The sequence below is a fragment of the Streptomyces sp. NPDC007991 genome (assembly GCF_042958445.1).
In the GTDB taxonomy this organism is placed as follows: Bacteria; Actinomycetota; Actinomycetes; order Streptomycetales; family Streptomycetaceae; genus Streptomyces.
This window is the reverse complement of sequence record NZ_JBIBJD010000015.1, coordinates 92,160-108,170: the sequence shown is the minus strand read 5'-3', so window position 1 is coordinate 108,170 and position 16,011 is coordinate 92,160. Positions and strand designations below refer to the sequence as shown.

Here is a 16,011-nt window from a genome sequence, read left to right as displayed (position 1 = left end):
GGCCCGCCCCGGGTCCCGCGCCACGACGGACCCATCCCACCCGCCGAAAGGCCGCCACCCCCATGCGCATCCTCGGAATCAACGCCCTCTTCCACGACCCCGCCGCCGCCCTGGTCATCGACGGGCGGACCGTCGCCGCCGCGGAGGAGGAGCGGTTCTCCCGGCGCAAGCACGGGAAGAGACCCCTGCCGTTCTCCGCCTGGGAGCTGCCCGAGAAGGCCGCCGCCTGGTGCCTGAAGCGGGCCGGGCTGCGCCCGCAGGACCTCGACGCGGTCGCCTACTCCTTCGACCCGGCACTCGCCCGGCCCGCCGAGGACATGGGCCTGGACGACCCCTGGGACCACCTGCGGCTGATCTACGCACGTGAGGCGCCCGGATTCCTGCGGACGGCCCTGCCCGGCCTCGCCCCCGGCCTCGTCCGCTTCGTGCCCCACCACATGGCCCACGCCGCCTCCGGCGCCTTCGCCGCACCGGACGCCGGCGACTCCTCCGTCCTGGTCCTCGACGGCCGCGGCGAACGCGCCTCCCACCTGGCCGCACGCCGCGTCGGCGGCCGGCTGGAGGCGCTGCACGCCCAGGACCTGCCGCACTCGCTCGGCCTCGTCTACGAGGAACTCACCGAACACCTGGGCTTCCTGCGCTCCTCCGACGAGTTCAAGGTGATGGCCCTCGCCTCCCACGGCACCCCGCGCATGCTCGGCGAACTGCGCCGCCACGTGTATCCCACCGGCGACGGCGGCTTCCACGCCACCGGCGTGCCGTGGCGGGAGCTGTGCGCGCCGCGCCGGCCCGACGAGCCGTGGACACAGGACCATGCCGACGTCGCCGCCAGCGCCCAGGCCGTGCTGGAGGAGACCCTGCTCGACCTCGTGCGCTGGCTGCACGGCCGGACCCACGACCGGGTGCTCACGCTCGCCGGCGGTGTCGCGCTCAACTGCGTCGCCAACTCCCGTATCGCACGCGAGGGCCCCTTCTCCCGGGTGTGGGTGCAGCCCGCCGCCGGGGACGCCGGTACCGCCCTGGGCGGCGCCCTGCTGCTGTCCGCCGGCGCGGGCGACGAACCGGAGCCCATGACCGGCGCCGACCTCGGCCGGGACTGGTCCGACGCGGAGCTCGGAGCCTGGCTGAAGACCGCCGCCGTCCCCTTCGAACGGCCTCCGGACATCGCCGCCACCGTCGCCCGCGCCCTCGCGGACAACGCGATCGTCGCCTGGTTCCAGGGCCGCTCCGAGTACGGCCCCCGGGCGCTCGGCCACCGCTCCCTGCTCGCCCACCCCGGGCACGCGGGCAACCTCGAACGGCTCAACGACGTCAAGGGCCGCGAGCAGTTCCGGCCCGTCGCCCCGATGGTCCTCGCCGACCGCGCCGCCGAGATCTTCGACGGCCCGCTGCCCAGCCCGTACATGCTGTTCGTACACGACGTCGCCCCGGCCTGGCGGGAGCGCATCCCCGCCGTGGTCCACGTCGACGGCACCGCCCGCATCCAGACCGTCGACCCGGCCCGCGAACCGCTGGTGGCCCGCATGCTCGGTGCGTTCGAGCACCTCACCGGCCTGCCCGTGGTCGTCAACACCAGCCTCAACACGGCCGGCCGGCCCATGGTCGACGACCCGCGCGACGCCCTGGAGTGCTTCGGCTCCTCGCCCGTCGACCTGCTGGCCATCGGCCCGTACGCCGTCCGCCGCGGCGAGCTGTTCCGTTCCGAGGACGCAGGAGGCCTGCGATGACCGAGCCCGACGCCCGCACCCGGGACGCCGAGTACGCCGTCGTCGTCCCGACCCTCGGCCGGCCCAGCCTGCGCGTGTGCCTGCACGCCCTGGCCGAGGCGAGCGGACCGGGGCCGGTCCGGGTGGTCCTCGTCGACGACCGGCCCGGCCCGGCCCATCCGCCCCTGACCGCCGACATCCCGCCGTCCCTGCGCCCGCGCACCCTCGTCGTACCCGGCGGGGCGCGCGGACCCGCCGCCGCACGCAACCTCGGCTGGCGGGCGGTCGGTGACGTGCCCTGGGTCGTCTTCCTCGACGACGACGTCGTCCCCGGGCCCACCTGGGGCGACGACCTGACGCTCGACCTGTCCGCGGCGACGGAGCGGACCGCCGGGATCACCGCCCGGATCGAGGTGCCGCTGCCCGCCGACCGCCGCCCCACCGACTGGGAACGCAACACGGCCGGACTCGCCGGCGCCCACTGGATCACCGCCGACATGGCCTACCGCCGCACCGCGCTGGCCGCCGTCGGCGGATTCGACGAGCGCTTCCGGAGGGCCTTCCGGGAGGACGCCGACCTCGCCCTGCGCGTCCTCGACGCCGGCTGGACCCTCACCACGGGCCGGCGCACCACCACCCACCCCGTGCGGCAGACCGGGCGCTGGACCTCCGTCCGCCTCCAGGCAGGCAACGCCGACGACGTGCTGATGACCCGGCTGCACGGCCGCCACTGGTGGCGCCGAGCGGAGGCGCCCCGCGGCCGGCTGCCCCTGCACCTCGCCCTGACCGGGGCGGGCGTGGCGGCGCTCGGCTGCGCCCTGCTCGGCCGGTACCGGCCGGCCGGGGCCTGCGGCGCCGCATGGCTGGCCGGCACGGCCGAGTTCGCCCTGTCCCGGATCCTGCCCGGGCCGCGCACCCGCGACGAGGTGCTCACCATGTCCGTGACCAGCGCGCTCATCCCGCCGGCCGCGACCTGGCACTGGCTGCGCGGGAGACTCGCGCACCGCAGGGCCCGGCCGCTCACCCCGCTCGGGACCGGTGAGCCGGCGCCCGCGCCCCGCCCGGCGGTCGGGGAACGGCTGCGCTCATGAACCGGCCCACCGGCCCCTGGCTGCTCTCCGGGCGCAACGGGCCCACCGGCGTACGGCAGCCCCCGCACGAGCCCGGCGGCCCGCTCCCCGCGGCTGTCCTCTTCGACCGTGACGGCACACTCGTCGCCGACGTCCCCTACAACGGGAACCCGGCGCGGGTCGCGCTCATGCCCGGTGCGCGGGAGGCCGTCGACGCCGTGCGCGCCGCCGGGATCCCCGTCGGCGTCGTGACCAACCAGTCGGGCCTGGCTCGCGGCCTGCTCACCCCCCGCCAGGTCGAGGACGTACGTCAGCGGGTGGAGGAACTGCTCGGGCCGTTCGCCGTCTGGGCGGTGTGCCCGCACGGGCCCAGGGAGGGCTGCGGCTGCCGCAAGCCCGCCCCCGGACTGATCCTGGCCGCGTGCCGCCGGCTCGGGGTCCCGCCCGGGCGCACCGTCGTCATCGGCGACATCGGGGCCGACATGGAGGCGGCGCGGGCCGTGAGAGCCCGCGGAGTACTGGTTCCCACGGAGGTCACCCGGCCCGAGGAGATCACGCAGGCCGACGCGACGGCCGCCGACCTGCCCGCCGCGGTCCGCCTGGCCCTGGATCCGTCGCGCGCGACGGCACCGGGAAGCGGGCCGCGCAGGGATCCAGGCGCGCGGAAGGGAGTGCCTGGATCCCTGCGCGGCGATCCGCCCTGGCCGATGACGCGACCGGGCCGGCCCGCCCTGCCCACAGGGGGGCCGCGATGACCCCCCTCCGCTCCGGCGGCCGACGCCCCCGGACCCTCGTCGTCCGCCTCGACAGCGCCGGAGACGTGCTCCTGGCCGGACCCGCCGTGCGGGCCGTCGCCGCCGGGTCCTCGTACACCGCGCTGCTGTGCGGGCCGCAGGGCGCCGCGGCGGGCCGGATGCTGCCCGGGGCGGACGAGGTGCTGGTCTACGACGCCCCCTGGGTCGGCCTGGAGCCCCCGCCGGTCACCCGGACGGCCACCCGGCGGCTGATGGAGACGCTCACGGCGGGCCGCTTCGACCGGGCGCTCGCGCTCGTGTCGTACCACCAGAGCCCGCTGCCGATCGCCCTGCTGCTGAGGCTCGCCGGAATCGGCTGGATCGCCGCCGACAGCGAGGACTACCCGGGCGCACTGCTCGACCTGCGGCACCGCAGACCGCCGCATCGCCACGAGGCCCTGGCCGCCCTCGACCTGGCACGCGCCGCCGGCCACGCCCTGCCGCCCGGCGACGACGGCGGGCTGCGTGTCACACCGCCGCCCCGCACCACGCACCTCACCGGCCCCGAGCCGTACATCGTCGTCCATCCCGGCGCCGCCGTCCCCGCCCGGGCCTGGACCCCCGGCCGGGCGGCACGGGCGGTCGCCGCCCTGTCCGCCGAGGGATACCGGGTCGTCGTCACCGGGGGCAGCGCCGAGCGGGAACTGACCGCGCGGGTCGCCGGACGGCACGCCCTGGACCTCGGCGGTGCCACCGACCTGCCCCACCTGGCCGGAGTCCTGGCCCGAGCGCGGGCCGTGGTGGCCGGAAACACCGGCCCGGCCCATCTCGCCGCCGCCGTCGGCACACCCGTCGTCAGCCTCTTCGCACCGGTCGTGCCGGCCGAACGGTGGGCCCCCTACGGCGTGCCGCACGTCCTGCTCGGCGACCGGCACGCCGCCTGCGCGGACACCCGGGCCCGGCACTGCCCCGTGCCGGGCCACCCCTGCCTGGACGGCATCGGCGACGCCGAGGTGCTCGCCGCCCTGGCGGCCCTCATCCACGACCCGGCGGACCAGGAAGAACAGACGGAGCGAGGAGCGGCCGTATGAACATCCTGCTGTGGCATGTGCACGGCTCCTGGACGACCGCGTTCGTCCAGGGCCCGCACACCTACGTCGTCCCCGTCACCCCGGGCCGCGACCCGGACGGCCTGGGGCGGGCCCGCACCTTCTCCTGGCCCGCCTCGGTCCGCGAGGCCACCCCCGGGGAACTCAGCGACACGCCCGTCGACCTGGTCCTCCTGCAACGCCCGCACGAGCTCGAACTGGCCGAGCGGTGGCTCGGCGGACGCCGACCCGGCCGGGACGTGCCCGCGCTGTACCTGGAGCACAACGCGCCCGACGGCGGCGTACCGGACACCCGGCATCCGTGCGCCGACCGCGACGATCTGACGATCGTGCACGTCACGCACTTCAACCGGCTGTTCTGGGACTGCGGCAGCACCCGCACCGAGGTCGTCGAACACGGCATCGTCGACCCCGGTCACCGCTACACCGGCCGGCTCGCCCGCGCCGCCGTCGTCGTCAACGAACCGGTGCGACGCGCCCGGTACACCGGCACGGACCTGCTGCCCTCCCTGGCCGAGGCGGTCCCGCTCGACGTGTTCGGCATGGGCACGGAGGGCCTGGCCGGCCGGCTCGGCCTGCCACCCGACCGGTGCCGCACCGCCGACCTGCCGCAGGGCGAACTGCACACGGCCCTGGCCGAACGCCGCATGTACCTGCACCCGGTGCGCTGGACCTCCCTCGGCCTGTCCCTGCTGGAGGCCATGCACCTGGGCCTGCCCGTCCTGGCCCTCGCCACCACCGGCGCCGTCGAGGCCGTGCCGCCCGGCGCGGGCACCCTCTCCACCCGCCCCGACGTCCTGGCCCGCGCCGCCCGCCGCTACCTCCACGAACCCGAGGCCGCGGCCGCGCACGGAGCCCGGGCCCGGCAGGCGGCCCTCGAACGCTACGGGCTCAAGCGCTTCCTGGCCGACTGGGAGCGTCTGATCACGGAGGTGTGCTCATGACCCCGTCCCTCAGCCCCTTTCCCACCGGACCGCTCGGCGGCGACCCACTCGACCCGGGCGTCCTCGCGATCGCGCTCGTCTCCGAGCACGCGAGTCCGCTCGCCGCGCTCGGCGGGGTCGACGCCGGCGGCCAGAACGTCCACGTCGCCTGTCTCGCCGGGGCGCTCGCCGACCGGGGCCACCGCGTCACCGTCTACACCCGCCGTGACGCGCCCGACCTGCCCAGCCGGGTGGAGCTGCGCGACGGCGTCGAGGTGCACCACGTCCCCGCCGGACCGGCCGAGCCACTCCCCAAGGACGAACTCCTGCCGTACATGGGCGAGTTCGGCCGCTACCTGGCACGCTGCTGGCGCACCCGGGCCCCCGACGTCGTGCACTCGCACTACTGGATGTCGGGCCTGGCCGCACTGCACGCGGCCCGCGCCCACGGGCTGCCCCTGCTGCACACCTACCATGCCCTGGGCACCGTGAAGCGACGGCACCAGCGCCTCGCCGACACCAGCCCGCCCGAGCGCGTCCCCGGCGAGACCGAGATCGGGCTGGGCTGCGACCGCGTCGTCGCCACGTGCCGGGACGAGGCCGCCGAACTGACCCGCATGGGCATACCCCCGCACAAGATCGGCATCGTGCCGTGCGGCGTCGACCCCGACCGGTTCACCCCCAGGGGCCCGGCCGCGCCGCGCGGACCGTACCCGCACCGGCTGCTCCAGCTGGGCCGGCTGGTGCCGCGCAAGGGCGCCGCGGTGGCCGTCGGCGCGCTGGCCCGGCTGCCCGGCACCGAGCTCGTCGTCGTCGGCGGGCCGCCCGCGGACCGGCTCGACGACGACCCGGAGGTGCGCCGGCTGCGCGGCATCGCCCGGGACGCCGGTGTCGCCGACCGGGTCCGCTTCACCGGCGCCGTGCCCAGCGAGGAGGTGCCCGCGCTGCTGCGCTCCGCCGACGTCGTGGTGTGCCCCGCCGACTACGAGCCCTTCGGCATCGTCCCGCTGGAGGCCATGGCGTGCGGCGTGCCCGTCGTCGCCAGCGCGGTCGGCGGGCAGCTCGACACCGTCGCCGACCCGGGCACCGGTCGGCTGGTGCCGCCCCGTGCCCCGGACGCCCTGGCCCGCGCCGTCGCCGGCCTGCTCGCCGACCCGGCGGCCCGCGCGGCGTGCGGGGCGGCCGGCCGCCGACGGGTGCTGAGCCGCTACGGCTGGGGGCGGGTCGCCGCTGCCACCGAGGCCGCCTACTGCGAGGTCCTCGACGCCGAGCCCGCCGCGACAGGTGCCGGCTGAACCGATCCGTCCCCGGCCCGCCGGCCGCGGCCGACGCCCGACGACCGAAGGAGGTGCGGGTCCGCCACCGTCCCACCGGGCGGCGGCACGCCCGAACAGCATGAGCGAACACCCTGCACACCCCGCGCTCGATGCCGCCCGCCTGCACTGCCGGTCACTGGAAGAGACGCTCGGCCGGTTCCGCCGGCACGGCCTCGAACAGATCGCGGACTGGGGCGGCCGGCTCGCCGAGGTCCTCACCGGCGGGGGCCGGCTGCTCGCCGCGGGCAACGGCGGCAGCGCCGCCCAGGCCCAGCACCTCACCGCCGAACTGGTCGGCCGCTACCGCCGGGAGCGCCGCGCCTACTCCGCGCTCGCCCTGCACGCCGAGACGTCCAGCATGACCGCCATCGGCAACGACTACGGTTTCGACCACGTCTACGCCCGCCAGGTCACCGCACACGGCCGCCCCGGCGACATCCTGCTGCTGCTGTCCACCTCCGGCCGCAGCGCCAACCTCGTCGCCGCGGCCGTGGCCGCCCGGCAGGCCGGACTGCGCGTGTGGGCGCTCACCGGGCGCGGCCCGAATCCCCTCGCGGAAGCCGCCCAGGAGGCCCTGTGCATCGACGCCGGCAGCACCGCGAACGTCCAGGAGACCCACCTCGTCGCCGTCCACCTGCTCTGCGAGTGCTTCGACACGGCCGTGTCCACACCGCTCGCACGGCGCACGGTCCTCACCCACGGGAGCACGTCATGACGGGACCGGAACCGCTCGCGGTCGTCGGGGATGTCCTCCTCGACGAGGACATCGAAGGCGTCTCCACCCGGCTCTCCCCGGACGCCCCCGCCCCCGTCGTCGACGTCACCGGAGACCGGCGGCACCCCGGGGGAGCCGGACTGGCCGCCGCCCTCGCCGCCCGCGGCGGCCGGGACGTGGTCCTGGTGACCGCGCTCGGCGACGACGACGCCAGCGAGGCCGTACGGCGTGACCTGCGCGGCCGGGTCCGGCTGCTGGAGCTGCCGCTGAAGGGCACCCTGCCGGTCAAGACCCGGGTCCTCGCGGGCGGCCGGCCCGTCGTCCGCATCGACCGGGGCGGCGGCACCCCCGGCGAACCCGGCGACGCGGTCCGGGAGGCCCTGGCGAACGCGCGCGCGATCCTGGTCGCCGACTACGGCCGCCACACCGCGGGCGCCCTGCGGCCGCACCTGGAGGACATCGCCCGCCGCACCCCTGTGGTGTGGGACCCGCACCCCAAGGGCGATCCGCCCGTGCCCGGAGCCCGGCTCGTCACCCCGAACGCGGCGGAGGCCCAGGCCCTGTACCCGGACCCCGGAGGGACGTCACTGGGCGCGTACGCCGAGCGCGGGACGCGGCTCGCGGAGCGCTGGGGCGCCGCCGGAGTCGCCGTCACCCTCGGTGAGCGAGGGGTGCTGCTGGCCCGGCCCGGCTCCGGCACGCCGATGCTCGTCCCCGTGCCCTACCGGGCCGACGGCGACCCGTGCGGCGCGGGCGACTGCTTCGCCGCGACGGCGGCGGCGGCCCTCGCCGACGGCCTGCTGCCCGAGGAGGCGCTGCAACGGGCGGTCGCCGAGGCCGCCGCGTTCGTCGCGGCGGGCGGCGCCGCAAACCCCGACCTGTGGCGGACCGAGCCGCCGCCCGGCCCCGCGGACGACGACGCGACCGACGCGTTCGCCCTCGCGGAGAGCGTCCGGGCCCGGGGCGGCACCGTGGTCGCCACCGGCGGCTGCTTCGACCTGGTGCACGCCGGACACGTCGGCCTGCTGGAGAGCGCCCGGCGGATCGGCGACTGCCTCATCGTGTGCCTGAACTCCGACGCGTCCGTCACCCGCCGCAAGGGCCCGGGCCGCCCCCTCAACCCGGCGGCGGACCGCGCCCGCGTCCTCGCCGCGCTCGGCAGCGTCGACGCCGTCGTGGTCTTCGAGGAGGACACCCCCGAGGCGGTACTGGCCCGGCTGCGGCCGGACGTCTGGGTCAAGGGCGGCGACTACTCCGTCCAGGACCTGCCCGAGGCCGAGACCCTGCGCACCTGGGGCGGCCAGGCCGTGGTCCTGCCGTATCTCGACGGCCGCTCCACGACCCTGCTGACCCGCCGGGCGGCCAAGGCGGCGACGACGGCCCTGCGGCCGTCGGGTTCCTGACGGCGTCCGGGCGGCCTGCCGCTGAGGCGCTCCCGCCGGGGCGGCCCCGTCGACCAGGTGGGGGGCTCTGTGAAGCCCTCCGGGTCTGGCCCGGCCGTCAGAGGCTCGGGCCCTGCGGACCCCACCCGACTGGTCGGCAGGCGGATCCACCGGGGGAGCCCGACCGTGATCGTTCGCCCGGGCCCGCGCGGGTCCCCCTCCAGGCCCGGGCGGCCGATCACGGCGGCTTTCGCCGGTTCTCTCACCAGCCCCCTGCACGCATCCGCTCAGGCCGCCGTGCTGAGCGCCGGCTGCCCGTGCACGTCGCCCTCCTCCGTGCGGAGCACCACCGGCGCCGAGGTGCGGCGCTGCCGCAGCAGGTAGCCCGAGCCGATCGCGCCGGCGATGAGCAGCCCGCCGGTCACGAGGGCGCCACGGGCGCCGGCCAGTTCCATGAGGAGGCCGAGCGCGGGCGGGCCGCCCAGGCTCCACACCGTGCCGACGCTGCCCCACACGCCCAGCACACGGCCCCGCAGATGCGCGGGCGGATCGGTCTGCAGGACCGCCGTGCCGGCGGTGTCGGAGACGGACTCCACCACGGCCATCGGCAGCACGAGCACGATCAGGACCGCCAGCGACGGCGACAGCCCGGCCACCACCTGGAGCAGCGCCCCGGCCGCCGCCAGCGCCCCGACGAGCCGCACGGACGGCCGGCGCAGCCGGGCGCCGAGCAGCGCGCCGAGGATGCCACCGACGGCCAGCACGGTCGAGACCGTGCCGAACGAACCGGCACCGCCCGCGAGCGGCCCGGTGACGAGCACGGCCAGGGTGAGCCCGTAGTTGCGGCCGAACACCGCGCTGATCCCGGTCACCCCGGCGAGCGCCATCAGACGCGGCCGGCGCGCGAAGAAGGCCAGCCCCTCACGCACGGACAGGTCCGAGCCGGTCCGCTCCGGTCCCGCGGCGGCCTCCCGCACCGCTCCGGGAGCCGGCCGCAGGAAGGGAATGACCGAGGCCACGAACAGGAACGACACGCCGTTCGCGAAATACGCCGCCGACGTGCCGAGGAACCCCACCGCGACACCGGCCATCGCCGCTCCCACGAGCCTGCCGGACTGGTGCACCAGCGCCCCGACCCCGATGGCCGAGGGCACGTCCTGCGCCGGGACGAGATCGTTGCCCAGCAGCGCGCACGCCGGGTTGTCGACGGTCGCGACGACACCCGTGAGGGCGGCCAGCACCATCAGGGACGTCATGTCGAGCTGGTCCAGCGCCACGAGCACGGCCGTCGTGAACGCGATCGCGCCGAGCAGCGCCTGGCTCACGGCCGCCGTCAGCTTGCGGGGCCACCGGTCGACGGCCGCGCCGCCCAGGACGCTCATCAGCAGTGCCGGGGCGGCCTGCACGGACATGGACAGCCCCGTCGCGGCGGCGGACCCGGTGATCTGCAGGACCAGCAGGTTCTGCACCGTGAGCTGCATCCACGTACCGGCGTTCGACACGAAGTTCGCGGCGGACCACCAGCGCATGCTGCGGTACCGCAGCGAGCGCCAGGGCGAGCGCGACACGGGCTGGGCAGGGGAGGACGACGAAGACACAGTGCGGTACTCGCAATATGAGCCGGAGGACTCAGGAGGAGGGGGACGAGAGGAACGAGAGGCACCGGCAGCGCTGCGCGGTGGCTCCCCTGGCCGCGTACGGCGCCGACCATCGTGGCAGAGGGAACCCCCGAGTCGGTTCCGTCCACACCTCGTCCGCTTCCTTCACACTTCCCAACCGCCTCCGGCCCGAGGGCGTTTGAGGACGCGAGTGTGGTTGATCACAGTTGTCGATCATGGGCCCCGCCCGGGGCGCGGCACGTGACGGCGACCACACAAGACAGCGGGAAGGGCCCGTCGCGTCGGCGACGGGCCCTTCCCGCTGTCTTCGCTACTCGGAGTCTTCGCTACGCGGACTTGCCGCGACCGGTCAGCGCGTCGCGCAGCCGGTCCACCATCCCGGTGCCCGGAGCCAGGAGCTTGTTCGCCGGAGGCTTGTCGGGGGCGGCCGGGTGCGGCCGGGTCGGGGCGGTCTTCTTCGCCTTCCGGACCTTCTCGCCCAGCTCGTTCAGCGCGTCCATGGGACAGGCCTGCCGCAGCGCCGGGAAGAGGTTGCCCTCCTCGTCGGCGATGTGCGAACGGATCTCGATCATCAGCATGCCGATCAGCCGGTCGAACTCGGCGTCGCCCGGGTCGCAGCCCTCCAGGTCCTTCATGATCTGCTCGGCCGTGGCGTGGTCCTGGAGCTCCTGGTCGGCGAGGGCGTCACCGCCTGCCACGTGCTCGCGCACGGCCGGATAGAGGTGGGCCTCCTCGGCCACCGAGTGCCGTACCAGCTCGATCGTGACCTGGTCCGCGTACATCTTGCGGTCCTTGTGACCGGACGGCAGTCCCTCGATCTTGCTGAACATCTCCTCGACTTCGCGGTGATCGGTCACCAGCTCGTCGATGACGTTTCCTCCGTGTCCCATGTCCTTCACCTCCAGCCCCCGGGTCCCCAGGGCCCCAGGGGGCTAACGTGCGGCCGGATCGGCCCCCGTCGACGCGTCAGGCCGGCAGCTTGGCCCGGACACGCCCGGCCGCCGCGGCCGGGCGGGCGGTGGCACGGACCGAGCGCCGCACCAGCCCCGCGTCCCGCCGCAGGTCACGGGCGGCGTGGCTGCCGCGCCACAGCACCGAGGGGCGGGCGCCGGTGTCGTCCGCGGCGATCAGCAGCCCGCCCAGCATGGACATGTTCTTGAAGAAGTGGATCCGCTGCTGGGCCCGCTCCGAGGGATCCTCCGCCTCCCAGAAGCGGTGCCCCGCCAGCGTCGTCGGCACCAGCGTGGCCGCGATGGCCAGCGCGGCCGGACGCGGCATGCGCCCGGTGGCCAGCATCAGCCCGGCCACGACCTGTACGGCACCGTTCAGCCGGACCGCCTGCTCGGTGCGGTCGGGCAGCGCAGAGACGCGTTCGGTGACCGGTTGGACGACAGGCTCGGCGGCCGGGGCGACGGACTCCGGGTCGCGGACGGAGTTCAGGCCGCCCGTGAGGAACATCGAGGCCAGCATGGGACGGCCGAGCACACGCAACAGACTCATGACCCTCTCCAGGGTGTCGGTGGGTACAGCGCTCGCCGGGTTCCCCGACCGGGGCGGACGCACTCACCCGGTTCGCGCCGCCCGGTGCCGCGCCCAGGCCTGCGCGCGCAGTTCCTCGGACAGCAGGACGTCCACGGCGGTGCACGCGAGGGCCTGCGTGGCGGCGACCAGTACCTCGCGGGCCCGGGGCGAGGCGGCGGCCTCGGCGAATTCCGGGGTGTGGTCGGAGCCGTCCTCGTCCATGATCGCGACGAAGGGGTGGATGGCGGGCACCCGCCTGCTGACGTTCCCGATGTCGGACGACCCCGGGTACACGCCGGGCACGGGCGGTGACAGCGGGATCCCGGCCCGGGACAGATGCGCGGCGAACCGCTCGGACAGCGTCTCGCTGTCCCGGAAGTGCTCGTAGCGCACGGTGGCCCGCTCCACCTCGGCGCTCGTGCCCGTGGCCCGGGCCACACCGTCGGCACACTCCCGCAGCCGCCCTATCAGGTCGTCCAAGGCCCCGGTCGTGGCCGCGCGCAGTCCGAACAGGCCCTCGGCGTACTCCGGGACGATGTTCGTGGCGATACCACCCTGGGTGACGATGCCCTGCACGTGCGAGCCCTGCGGCAGGCGCCGCCACAGCACGGCCAGCACGTTGAACAGCTCCACGAGCGCCGCGAGCGCGTCGATGCCCTCCGTCGGATTGCCCGTGGGGTGCGCGGCCCGGCCGTGGAAGGCCACCCGGTACTGCACCTGCGCGGTCAGCGGCGCCCGCGCCCAGCTGTGGACGCCCGGATGGAACATCAGCGCCGCGTCGACGCCGTCGAACACCCCGGCCTCCACCTCCAGGGCCTTGCCGCCGCCGCCCTCCTCGGCGGGTGAGCCGACCGCCAGCACCGAACCGGCGGACTCCTCCATCACGGCCCCCACCGCCAGCGCGGCTCCCAGGCCCGCCGCCGCGATGAGGTTGTGGCCGCACGCGTGGCCGAGGCCGGGCAGGGCGTCGTACTCCAGCAGCAGCGCCACGGCGGGCCGGCCCTCGCCCGAGCGCGCCGTGAACGCGGTCGGCATCCCGGCCACGCCGCGCTCCACGGTGAAACCGGCCCGTTCGAGCTCCCCCGACAGCAGGGCGGCTGCCCGGCGCTCGGCGAAGGCGTACTCGGGCTCGGCGTGCAGCAGCGAGGCCACGCCCCACAACGCGTCGGCCCGCGCCGCCACCTCCTGACGAACGGCTTCGTGCACGTCGTCGAGCGTGCGCTCCACAGGGACCTCCCCGACGTGGGCCGCGGTGTGTCCCCGACCGGGTTTCACCGCCCGGTGCGGCGACACTCGCGGGGTCCGGGGCGGTGCGGGTGGATATCGGGGCGGGGCGGCGGTGGGTGGTGCGGCATTGCGGCGTTCTGGGCGGTGCGGCGGTGTCCGCTGCGAGGCCGGTCGCGTTCGGCTGGTGCGGTGGGTTTCCGGCGGGGCCGCGCCGAGTGGCGGGGCACTCGCTGCCTTTCGATGGGTGCGGTTGTGATGCTGGGCGGGTCAGCGCCCGGTGCGGCGGTATGCGCCCCGCCTTCGACCGGTGGCTGTGTCGCTTGACGGGATCGGCTTTGCCGCGAGGCCGGCGCGTTCGACCGGTGCGTGTTCGACTGGTGAGGCCGTGCCCTTGGGCGGGCCGCCGCACCGAGCCGCCGCCCGGGCCGGCGGCATTCGCCGTGCTTCGACCGGTGCCTGTGTCCCCTTGGTGGGCGGGCCTGCCGCGACTGCTCGCTCGGCAGGCCCGCCGCCTGCCAGTGAGCGGGATGCGGCTCCTCGGGGACGGGCAGGTCGGCCTGGGCGGCGTGCAGGGGCCGCGGCCCGCGTAAACCGGCTTCGGCGGCGCACAGCACGGGCCGCGCGGCCCTGGCAATCCCGGCCGACGCCACGGCCTCCTCGCCCGGCAGGCGGCGCAGGTCGCGTCGACCGCACGCACGCCGGAGGGCAGGGCCCGGCCGGTCCCGGCGCTCCGGCACCTGCGGTATCCGGCCGGGCGTGGCGATCTCCCACACCGCCGGCAGCGGCACATGCCGGGCCACGAGCTCGTACCGCGGCCGCGGTCGGCTGTGCCTGCGGGCAGGTCAGCACGTGGCGCGTCGGCGCTCGCCGGGTTTTCGGCCGGGGCGTCCCCGCCCTCGCGCGGGACACCCCCCGGTTCCGCGACAGCATCGCGTTTCGACCCGTGCCGGAGTGCAACACGGTCGGTGTACCCCGCCACGACACCGTGGACGCCGCGGCGGCGGCCGGGCGGGCCGGACCTGGGAGGAACCATGGACCACTCGCGCGTGCCCGTCCTGGAGGCGCTGGAGGACTTCCGGCGCCGCGGCGACATCGCCTACGGCCCGCCGGGCCACAAGCAGGGCAGGGGAGTGGACCCCCGGGTCGCCGGCATCGTCGGGCTCGATGTGTTCCGCTCCGACGTGCTCTCCCTCAACGGCCTGGACGACCGCCGCCAGTCGCAGGGCGTCCTCAGCCGGGCCCAGGAGCTCATGGCGGACGCGGTCGGCGCCGAGCAGGCGTTCTTCTCCACCTGCGGCAGCTCCCTGTCCGTGAAGACCGCCATGCTGGCCGCGGCCGGGCCGGGCGAGAAGCTGCTGTTGTCGCGCAACGCCCACAAGTCCGTCATCGCGGCCGTCATCGTCGACGGCGTCGAACCGATCTGGGTGCGCCCGAAGTTCGACACCGAACGGCACCTGGCCCACCCGCCCGAGCCCGACGACGTCCGCCTGCGGCTCCGGGAACACCCGGACGCCAAGGGCATGCTGCTCATCACGCCCACCGACTGGGGCTCCTGCGCGGACATCGGGGGAGTGGCCCGGGTGTGCCACGAGTTCGACGTGCCCGTCATCGTCGACGAGGCCTGGGGCGCCCACCTGCCGTTCCACCCGGCCCTGCCCGCCTGGGGCATGGACGCCGAGGCCGACCTGGTCGTGACGAGCGTGCACAAGATGGGCGGGGCCGTGGAACAGAGCTCCGTCTTCCACCTCCAGTACGACCGCGTCTCGCCCGAGGCACTCAAGCAGCGCGAGGACCTGCTCGGCACCACCAGCGCCTCCTCCCTCGTGTACGCCACGCTCGACGGCTGGCGCCGCCAGATGGTCGAACAGGGGCATGATCTCCTGGAAGCGGCCATCCGCCGGGCCGAACGCGTCCGGGCCGCGATCGTCGACCTGCCGGGACTGCGGCCCATGGGCCGCGAGGTCGTGGAGGAGGGGCTCACCGCCGACCTCGATCCGCTCAAGCTCGTCATCGACGTACGCAAGCTCGGCATCAGCGGGATGCAGGCCGCGGAGTGGCTGCGCACCCACCGCCACGTGGACGTCGGCGGCTCGGACACCTGCCGCGTCAGCGCCTCGATCACGCACGCGGACGACGACGAGACCGAGGCCGTCCTGGTCGACGCCCTGGCCGCGCTCGTCGAGCGGGCGGACACCATCGAGCGACGGCCGCCGGTCCACCTGCCCGAGCCCTCGGGGCTGGAGCTGGAGCAGGCCATGCTGCCCCGCGAGGCGTTCTTCGCCCCGGTCGAACACGTGCCCGCCGAGCGGGCCGCGGGACGGATCGCCGCGGAGATGATCAGCCCCTACCCGCCGGGCGTGCCCGTGGTGGCGCCCGGCGAGGTCGTCACCGACGAGGTCCTGGACTACCTGCGCAGCGGTGTCGAGCACGGCGTCCTCATCCCCGACGCGGCGGACTCCACCGTCCGCACCCTGCGCGTCGTGGCACGAGGGTCAACCACTCATCCCTGAGGTGCTGAAGAAGCTGTCCATGGAGCAGTCCGTTGATCGACAGCGGCGAGCCGAACCGGCCGCGTCGCTCCTGGACGGCGGACGGCCGGTCGGCGGCGCCCCCGTGACACTCGCCCGCCTCATCACCCATCGCCCGGCCGGCGGCACGGACCGTACCGGCGCCGGGCGCCCCTGACCCG

The 16,011-nt window shown here is 75.8% G+C and carries 15 protein-coding genes; 10 read left to right on the top strand and 5 right to left on the bottom strand.

Annotated elements, in window-relative coordinates; all coding sequences use genetic code 11:
* Window positions 1–62 precede the first annotated feature (62 nt).
* The 8 genes from ACFZDA_RS35310 (at window position 63) to rfaE2 (ending at window position 8,976) form a co-directional block, all read left to right on the top strand.
* Window positions 63–1,727, top strand: a complete 1,665-nt coding sequence (locus ACFZDA_RS35310) for a carbamoyltransferase C-terminal domain-containing protein (RefSeq protein ID WP_391089538.1) — start codon at window positions 63–65, stop codon at window positions 1,725–1,727.
* A complete protein-coding gene (locus tag ACFZDA_RS35305) occupies window positions 1,724–2,797 on the top strand; it encodes a glycosyltransferase (protein ID WP_391089536.1) in 1,074 nt (357 codons plus the stop codon). The genes ACFZDA_RS35310 and ACFZDA_RS35305 overlap by 4 nt, the downstream gene beginning before the upstream one ends.
* A complete protein-coding gene (locus ACFZDA_RS35300; RefSeq protein ID WP_391089532.1) occupies window positions 2,794–3,531 on the top strand; it encodes an HAD-IIIA family hydrolase in 738 nt (245 codons plus the stop codon). The genes ACFZDA_RS35305 and ACFZDA_RS35300 overlap by 4 nt, the downstream gene beginning before the upstream one ends.
* A complete protein-coding gene (locus tag ACFZDA_RS35295; RefSeq protein WP_391089531.1) occupies window positions 3,528–4,601 on the top strand; it encodes a glycosyltransferase family 9 protein in 1,074 nt (357 codons plus the stop codon). The genes ACFZDA_RS35300 and ACFZDA_RS35295 overlap by 4 nt, the downstream gene beginning before the upstream one ends.
* Window positions 4,598–5,563, top strand: a complete 966-nt coding sequence (locus ACFZDA_RS35290) for a glycosyltransferase (protein WP_391089529.1) — start codon at window positions 4,598–4,600, stop codon at window positions 5,561–5,563. Before ACFZDA_RS35295 ends, ACFZDA_RS35290 begins: the two co-directional genes overlap by 4 nt.
* Window positions 5,560–6,837 carry a glycosyltransferase gene (locus tag ACFZDA_RS35285; RefSeq protein ID WP_391089528.1) on the top strand — a complete coding sequence of 426 codons (1,278 nt, stop codon included), beginning with the start codon at window positions 5,560–5,562 and terminating at the stop codon, window positions 6,835–6,837. Before ACFZDA_RS35290 ends, ACFZDA_RS35285 begins: the two co-directional genes overlap by 4 nt.
* Window positions 6,838–6,937: 100 nt before the next feature.
* Entirely contained in the window at window positions 6,938–7,573 is a 636-nt protein-coding gene (locus ACFZDA_RS35280) for an SIS domain-containing protein (RefSeq protein ID WP_391089526.1), read from the top strand.
* On the top strand, window positions 7,570–8,976 hold the full coding sequence (gene rfaE2, locus ACFZDA_RS35275; RefSeq protein WP_391089524.1) for a D-glycero-beta-D-manno-heptose 1-phosphate adenylyltransferase: 1,407 nt from the start codon (window positions 7,570–7,572) through the stop codon (window positions 8,974–8,976). The genes ACFZDA_RS35280 and rfaE2 overlap by 4 nt, the downstream gene beginning before the upstream one ends.
* Before the next feature lie 266 nt (window positions 8,977–9,242).
* Here rfaE2 and ACFZDA_RS35270 read toward each other — a convergent pair whose 3' ends face one another.
* From ACFZDA_RS35270 to ACFZDA_RS35250, 5 genes are all read right to left on the bottom strand, one after another.
* Window positions 9,243–10,523, bottom strand: a complete 1,281-nt coding sequence (locus tag ACFZDA_RS35270; RefSeq protein ID WP_391089523.1) for an MFS transporter — start codon at window positions 10,521–10,523, stop codon at window positions 9,243–9,245.
* 377 nt (window positions 10,524–10,900) lie between these two features.
* Entirely contained in the window at window positions 10,901–11,464 is a 564-nt protein-coding gene (locus ACFZDA_RS35265) for a hemerythrin domain-containing protein (RefSeq protein ID WP_391089520.1), read from the bottom strand.
* Between the two features lie 76 nt (window positions 11,465–11,540).
* A complete protein-coding gene (locus tag ACFZDA_RS35260) occupies window positions 11,541–12,074 on the bottom strand; it encodes a DoxX family membrane protein (RefSeq protein ID WP_391089519.1) in 534 nt (177 codons plus the stop codon).
* A gap of 63 nt (window positions 12,075–12,137) precedes the next feature.
* Entirely contained in the window at window positions 12,138–13,322 is a 1,185-nt protein-coding gene (locus tag ACFZDA_RS35255) for an amidohydrolase (protein WP_391089517.1), read from the bottom strand.
* A gap of 44 nt (window positions 13,323–13,366) precedes the next feature.
* Window positions 13,367–14,122, bottom strand: a complete 756-nt coding sequence (locus tag ACFZDA_RS35250) for a hypothetical protein (protein ID WP_391089515.1) — start codon at window positions 14,120–14,122, stop codon at window positions 13,367–13,369.
* Window positions 14,123–14,353: 231 nt separating this feature from the next.
* On the opposite strand from ACFZDA_RS35250, the gene ACFZDA_RS35245 reads away from it, so the two are divergent.
* Both ACFZDA_RS35245 and ACFZDA_RS35240 read left to right on the top strand, forming a co-directional pair.
* Window positions 14,354–15,832, top strand: a complete 1,479-nt coding sequence (locus ACFZDA_RS35245; RefSeq protein WP_391089513.1) for an aminotransferase class I/II-fold pyridoxal phosphate-dependent enzyme — start codon at window positions 14,354–14,356, stop codon at window positions 15,830–15,832.
* 19 nt (window positions 15,833–15,851) lie between these two features.
* The gene (locus tag ACFZDA_RS35240; RefSeq protein ID WP_391089511.1) at window positions 15,852–16,007 is read left to right on the top strand and encodes a hypothetical protein; all 156 of its coding nucleotides are present in this window, start codon (window positions 15,852–15,854) and stop codon (window positions 16,005–16,007) included.
* Window positions 16,008–16,011: the final 4 nt, after the last annotated feature.

Excerpts from the sequence above, each read along its gene's own strand:
- ACFZDA_RS35285 (WP_391089528.1), top strand. The coding sequence starts at position 5,560 with ATGACCCCGTCCCTCAGCCCCTTTCCCACCGGACCGCTCGGCGGCGAC.
- ACFZDA_RS35290 (WP_391089529.1), top strand. The coding sequence starts at position 4,598 with ATGAACATCCTGCTGTGGCATGTGCACGGCTCCTGGACGACCGCGTTC.
- ACFZDA_RS35295 (WP_391089531.1), top strand. The coding sequence starts at position 3,528 with ATGACCCCCCTCCGCTCCGGCGGCCGACGCCCCCGGACCCTCGTCGTC.
- ACFZDA_RS35260 (WP_391089519.1), bottom strand. The coding sequence starts at position 12,074 with ATGAGTCTGTTGCGTGTGCTCGGCCGTCCCATGCTGGCCTCGATGTTC.
- ACFZDA_RS35280 (WP_391089526.1), top strand. The coding sequence starts at position 6,938 with ATGAGCGAACACCCTGCACACCCCGCGCTCGATGCCGCCCGCCTGCAC.
- ACFZDA_RS35265 (WP_391089520.1), bottom strand. The coding sequence starts at position 11,464 with ATGGGACACGGAGGAAACGTCATCGACGAGCTGGTGACCGATCACCGC.
- ACFZDA_RS35305 (WP_391089536.1), top strand. The coding sequence starts at position 1,724 with ATGACCGAGCCCGACGCCCGCACCCGGGACGCCGAGTACGCCGTCGTC.
- ACFZDA_RS35240 (WP_391089511.1), top strand. The coding sequence starts at position 15,852 with ATGGAGCAGTCCGTTGATCGACAGCGGCGAGCCGAACCGGCCGCGTCG.
- ACFZDA_RS35245 (WP_391089513.1), top strand. The coding sequence starts at position 14,354 with ATGGACCACTCGCGCGTGCCCGTCCTGGAGGCGCTGGAGGACTTCCGG.
- ACFZDA_RS35300 (WP_391089532.1), top strand. The coding sequence starts at position 2,794 with ATGAACCGGCCCACCGGCCCCTGGCTGCTCTCCGGGCGCAACGGGCCC.
- ACFZDA_RS35310 (WP_391089538.1), top strand. The coding sequence starts at position 63 with ATGCGCATCCTCGGAATCAACGCCCTCTTCCACGACCCCGCCGCCGCC.
- rfaE2 (WP_391089524.1), top strand. The coding sequence starts at position 7,570 with ATGACGGGACCGGAACCGCTCGCGGTCGTCGGGGATGTCCTCCTCGAC.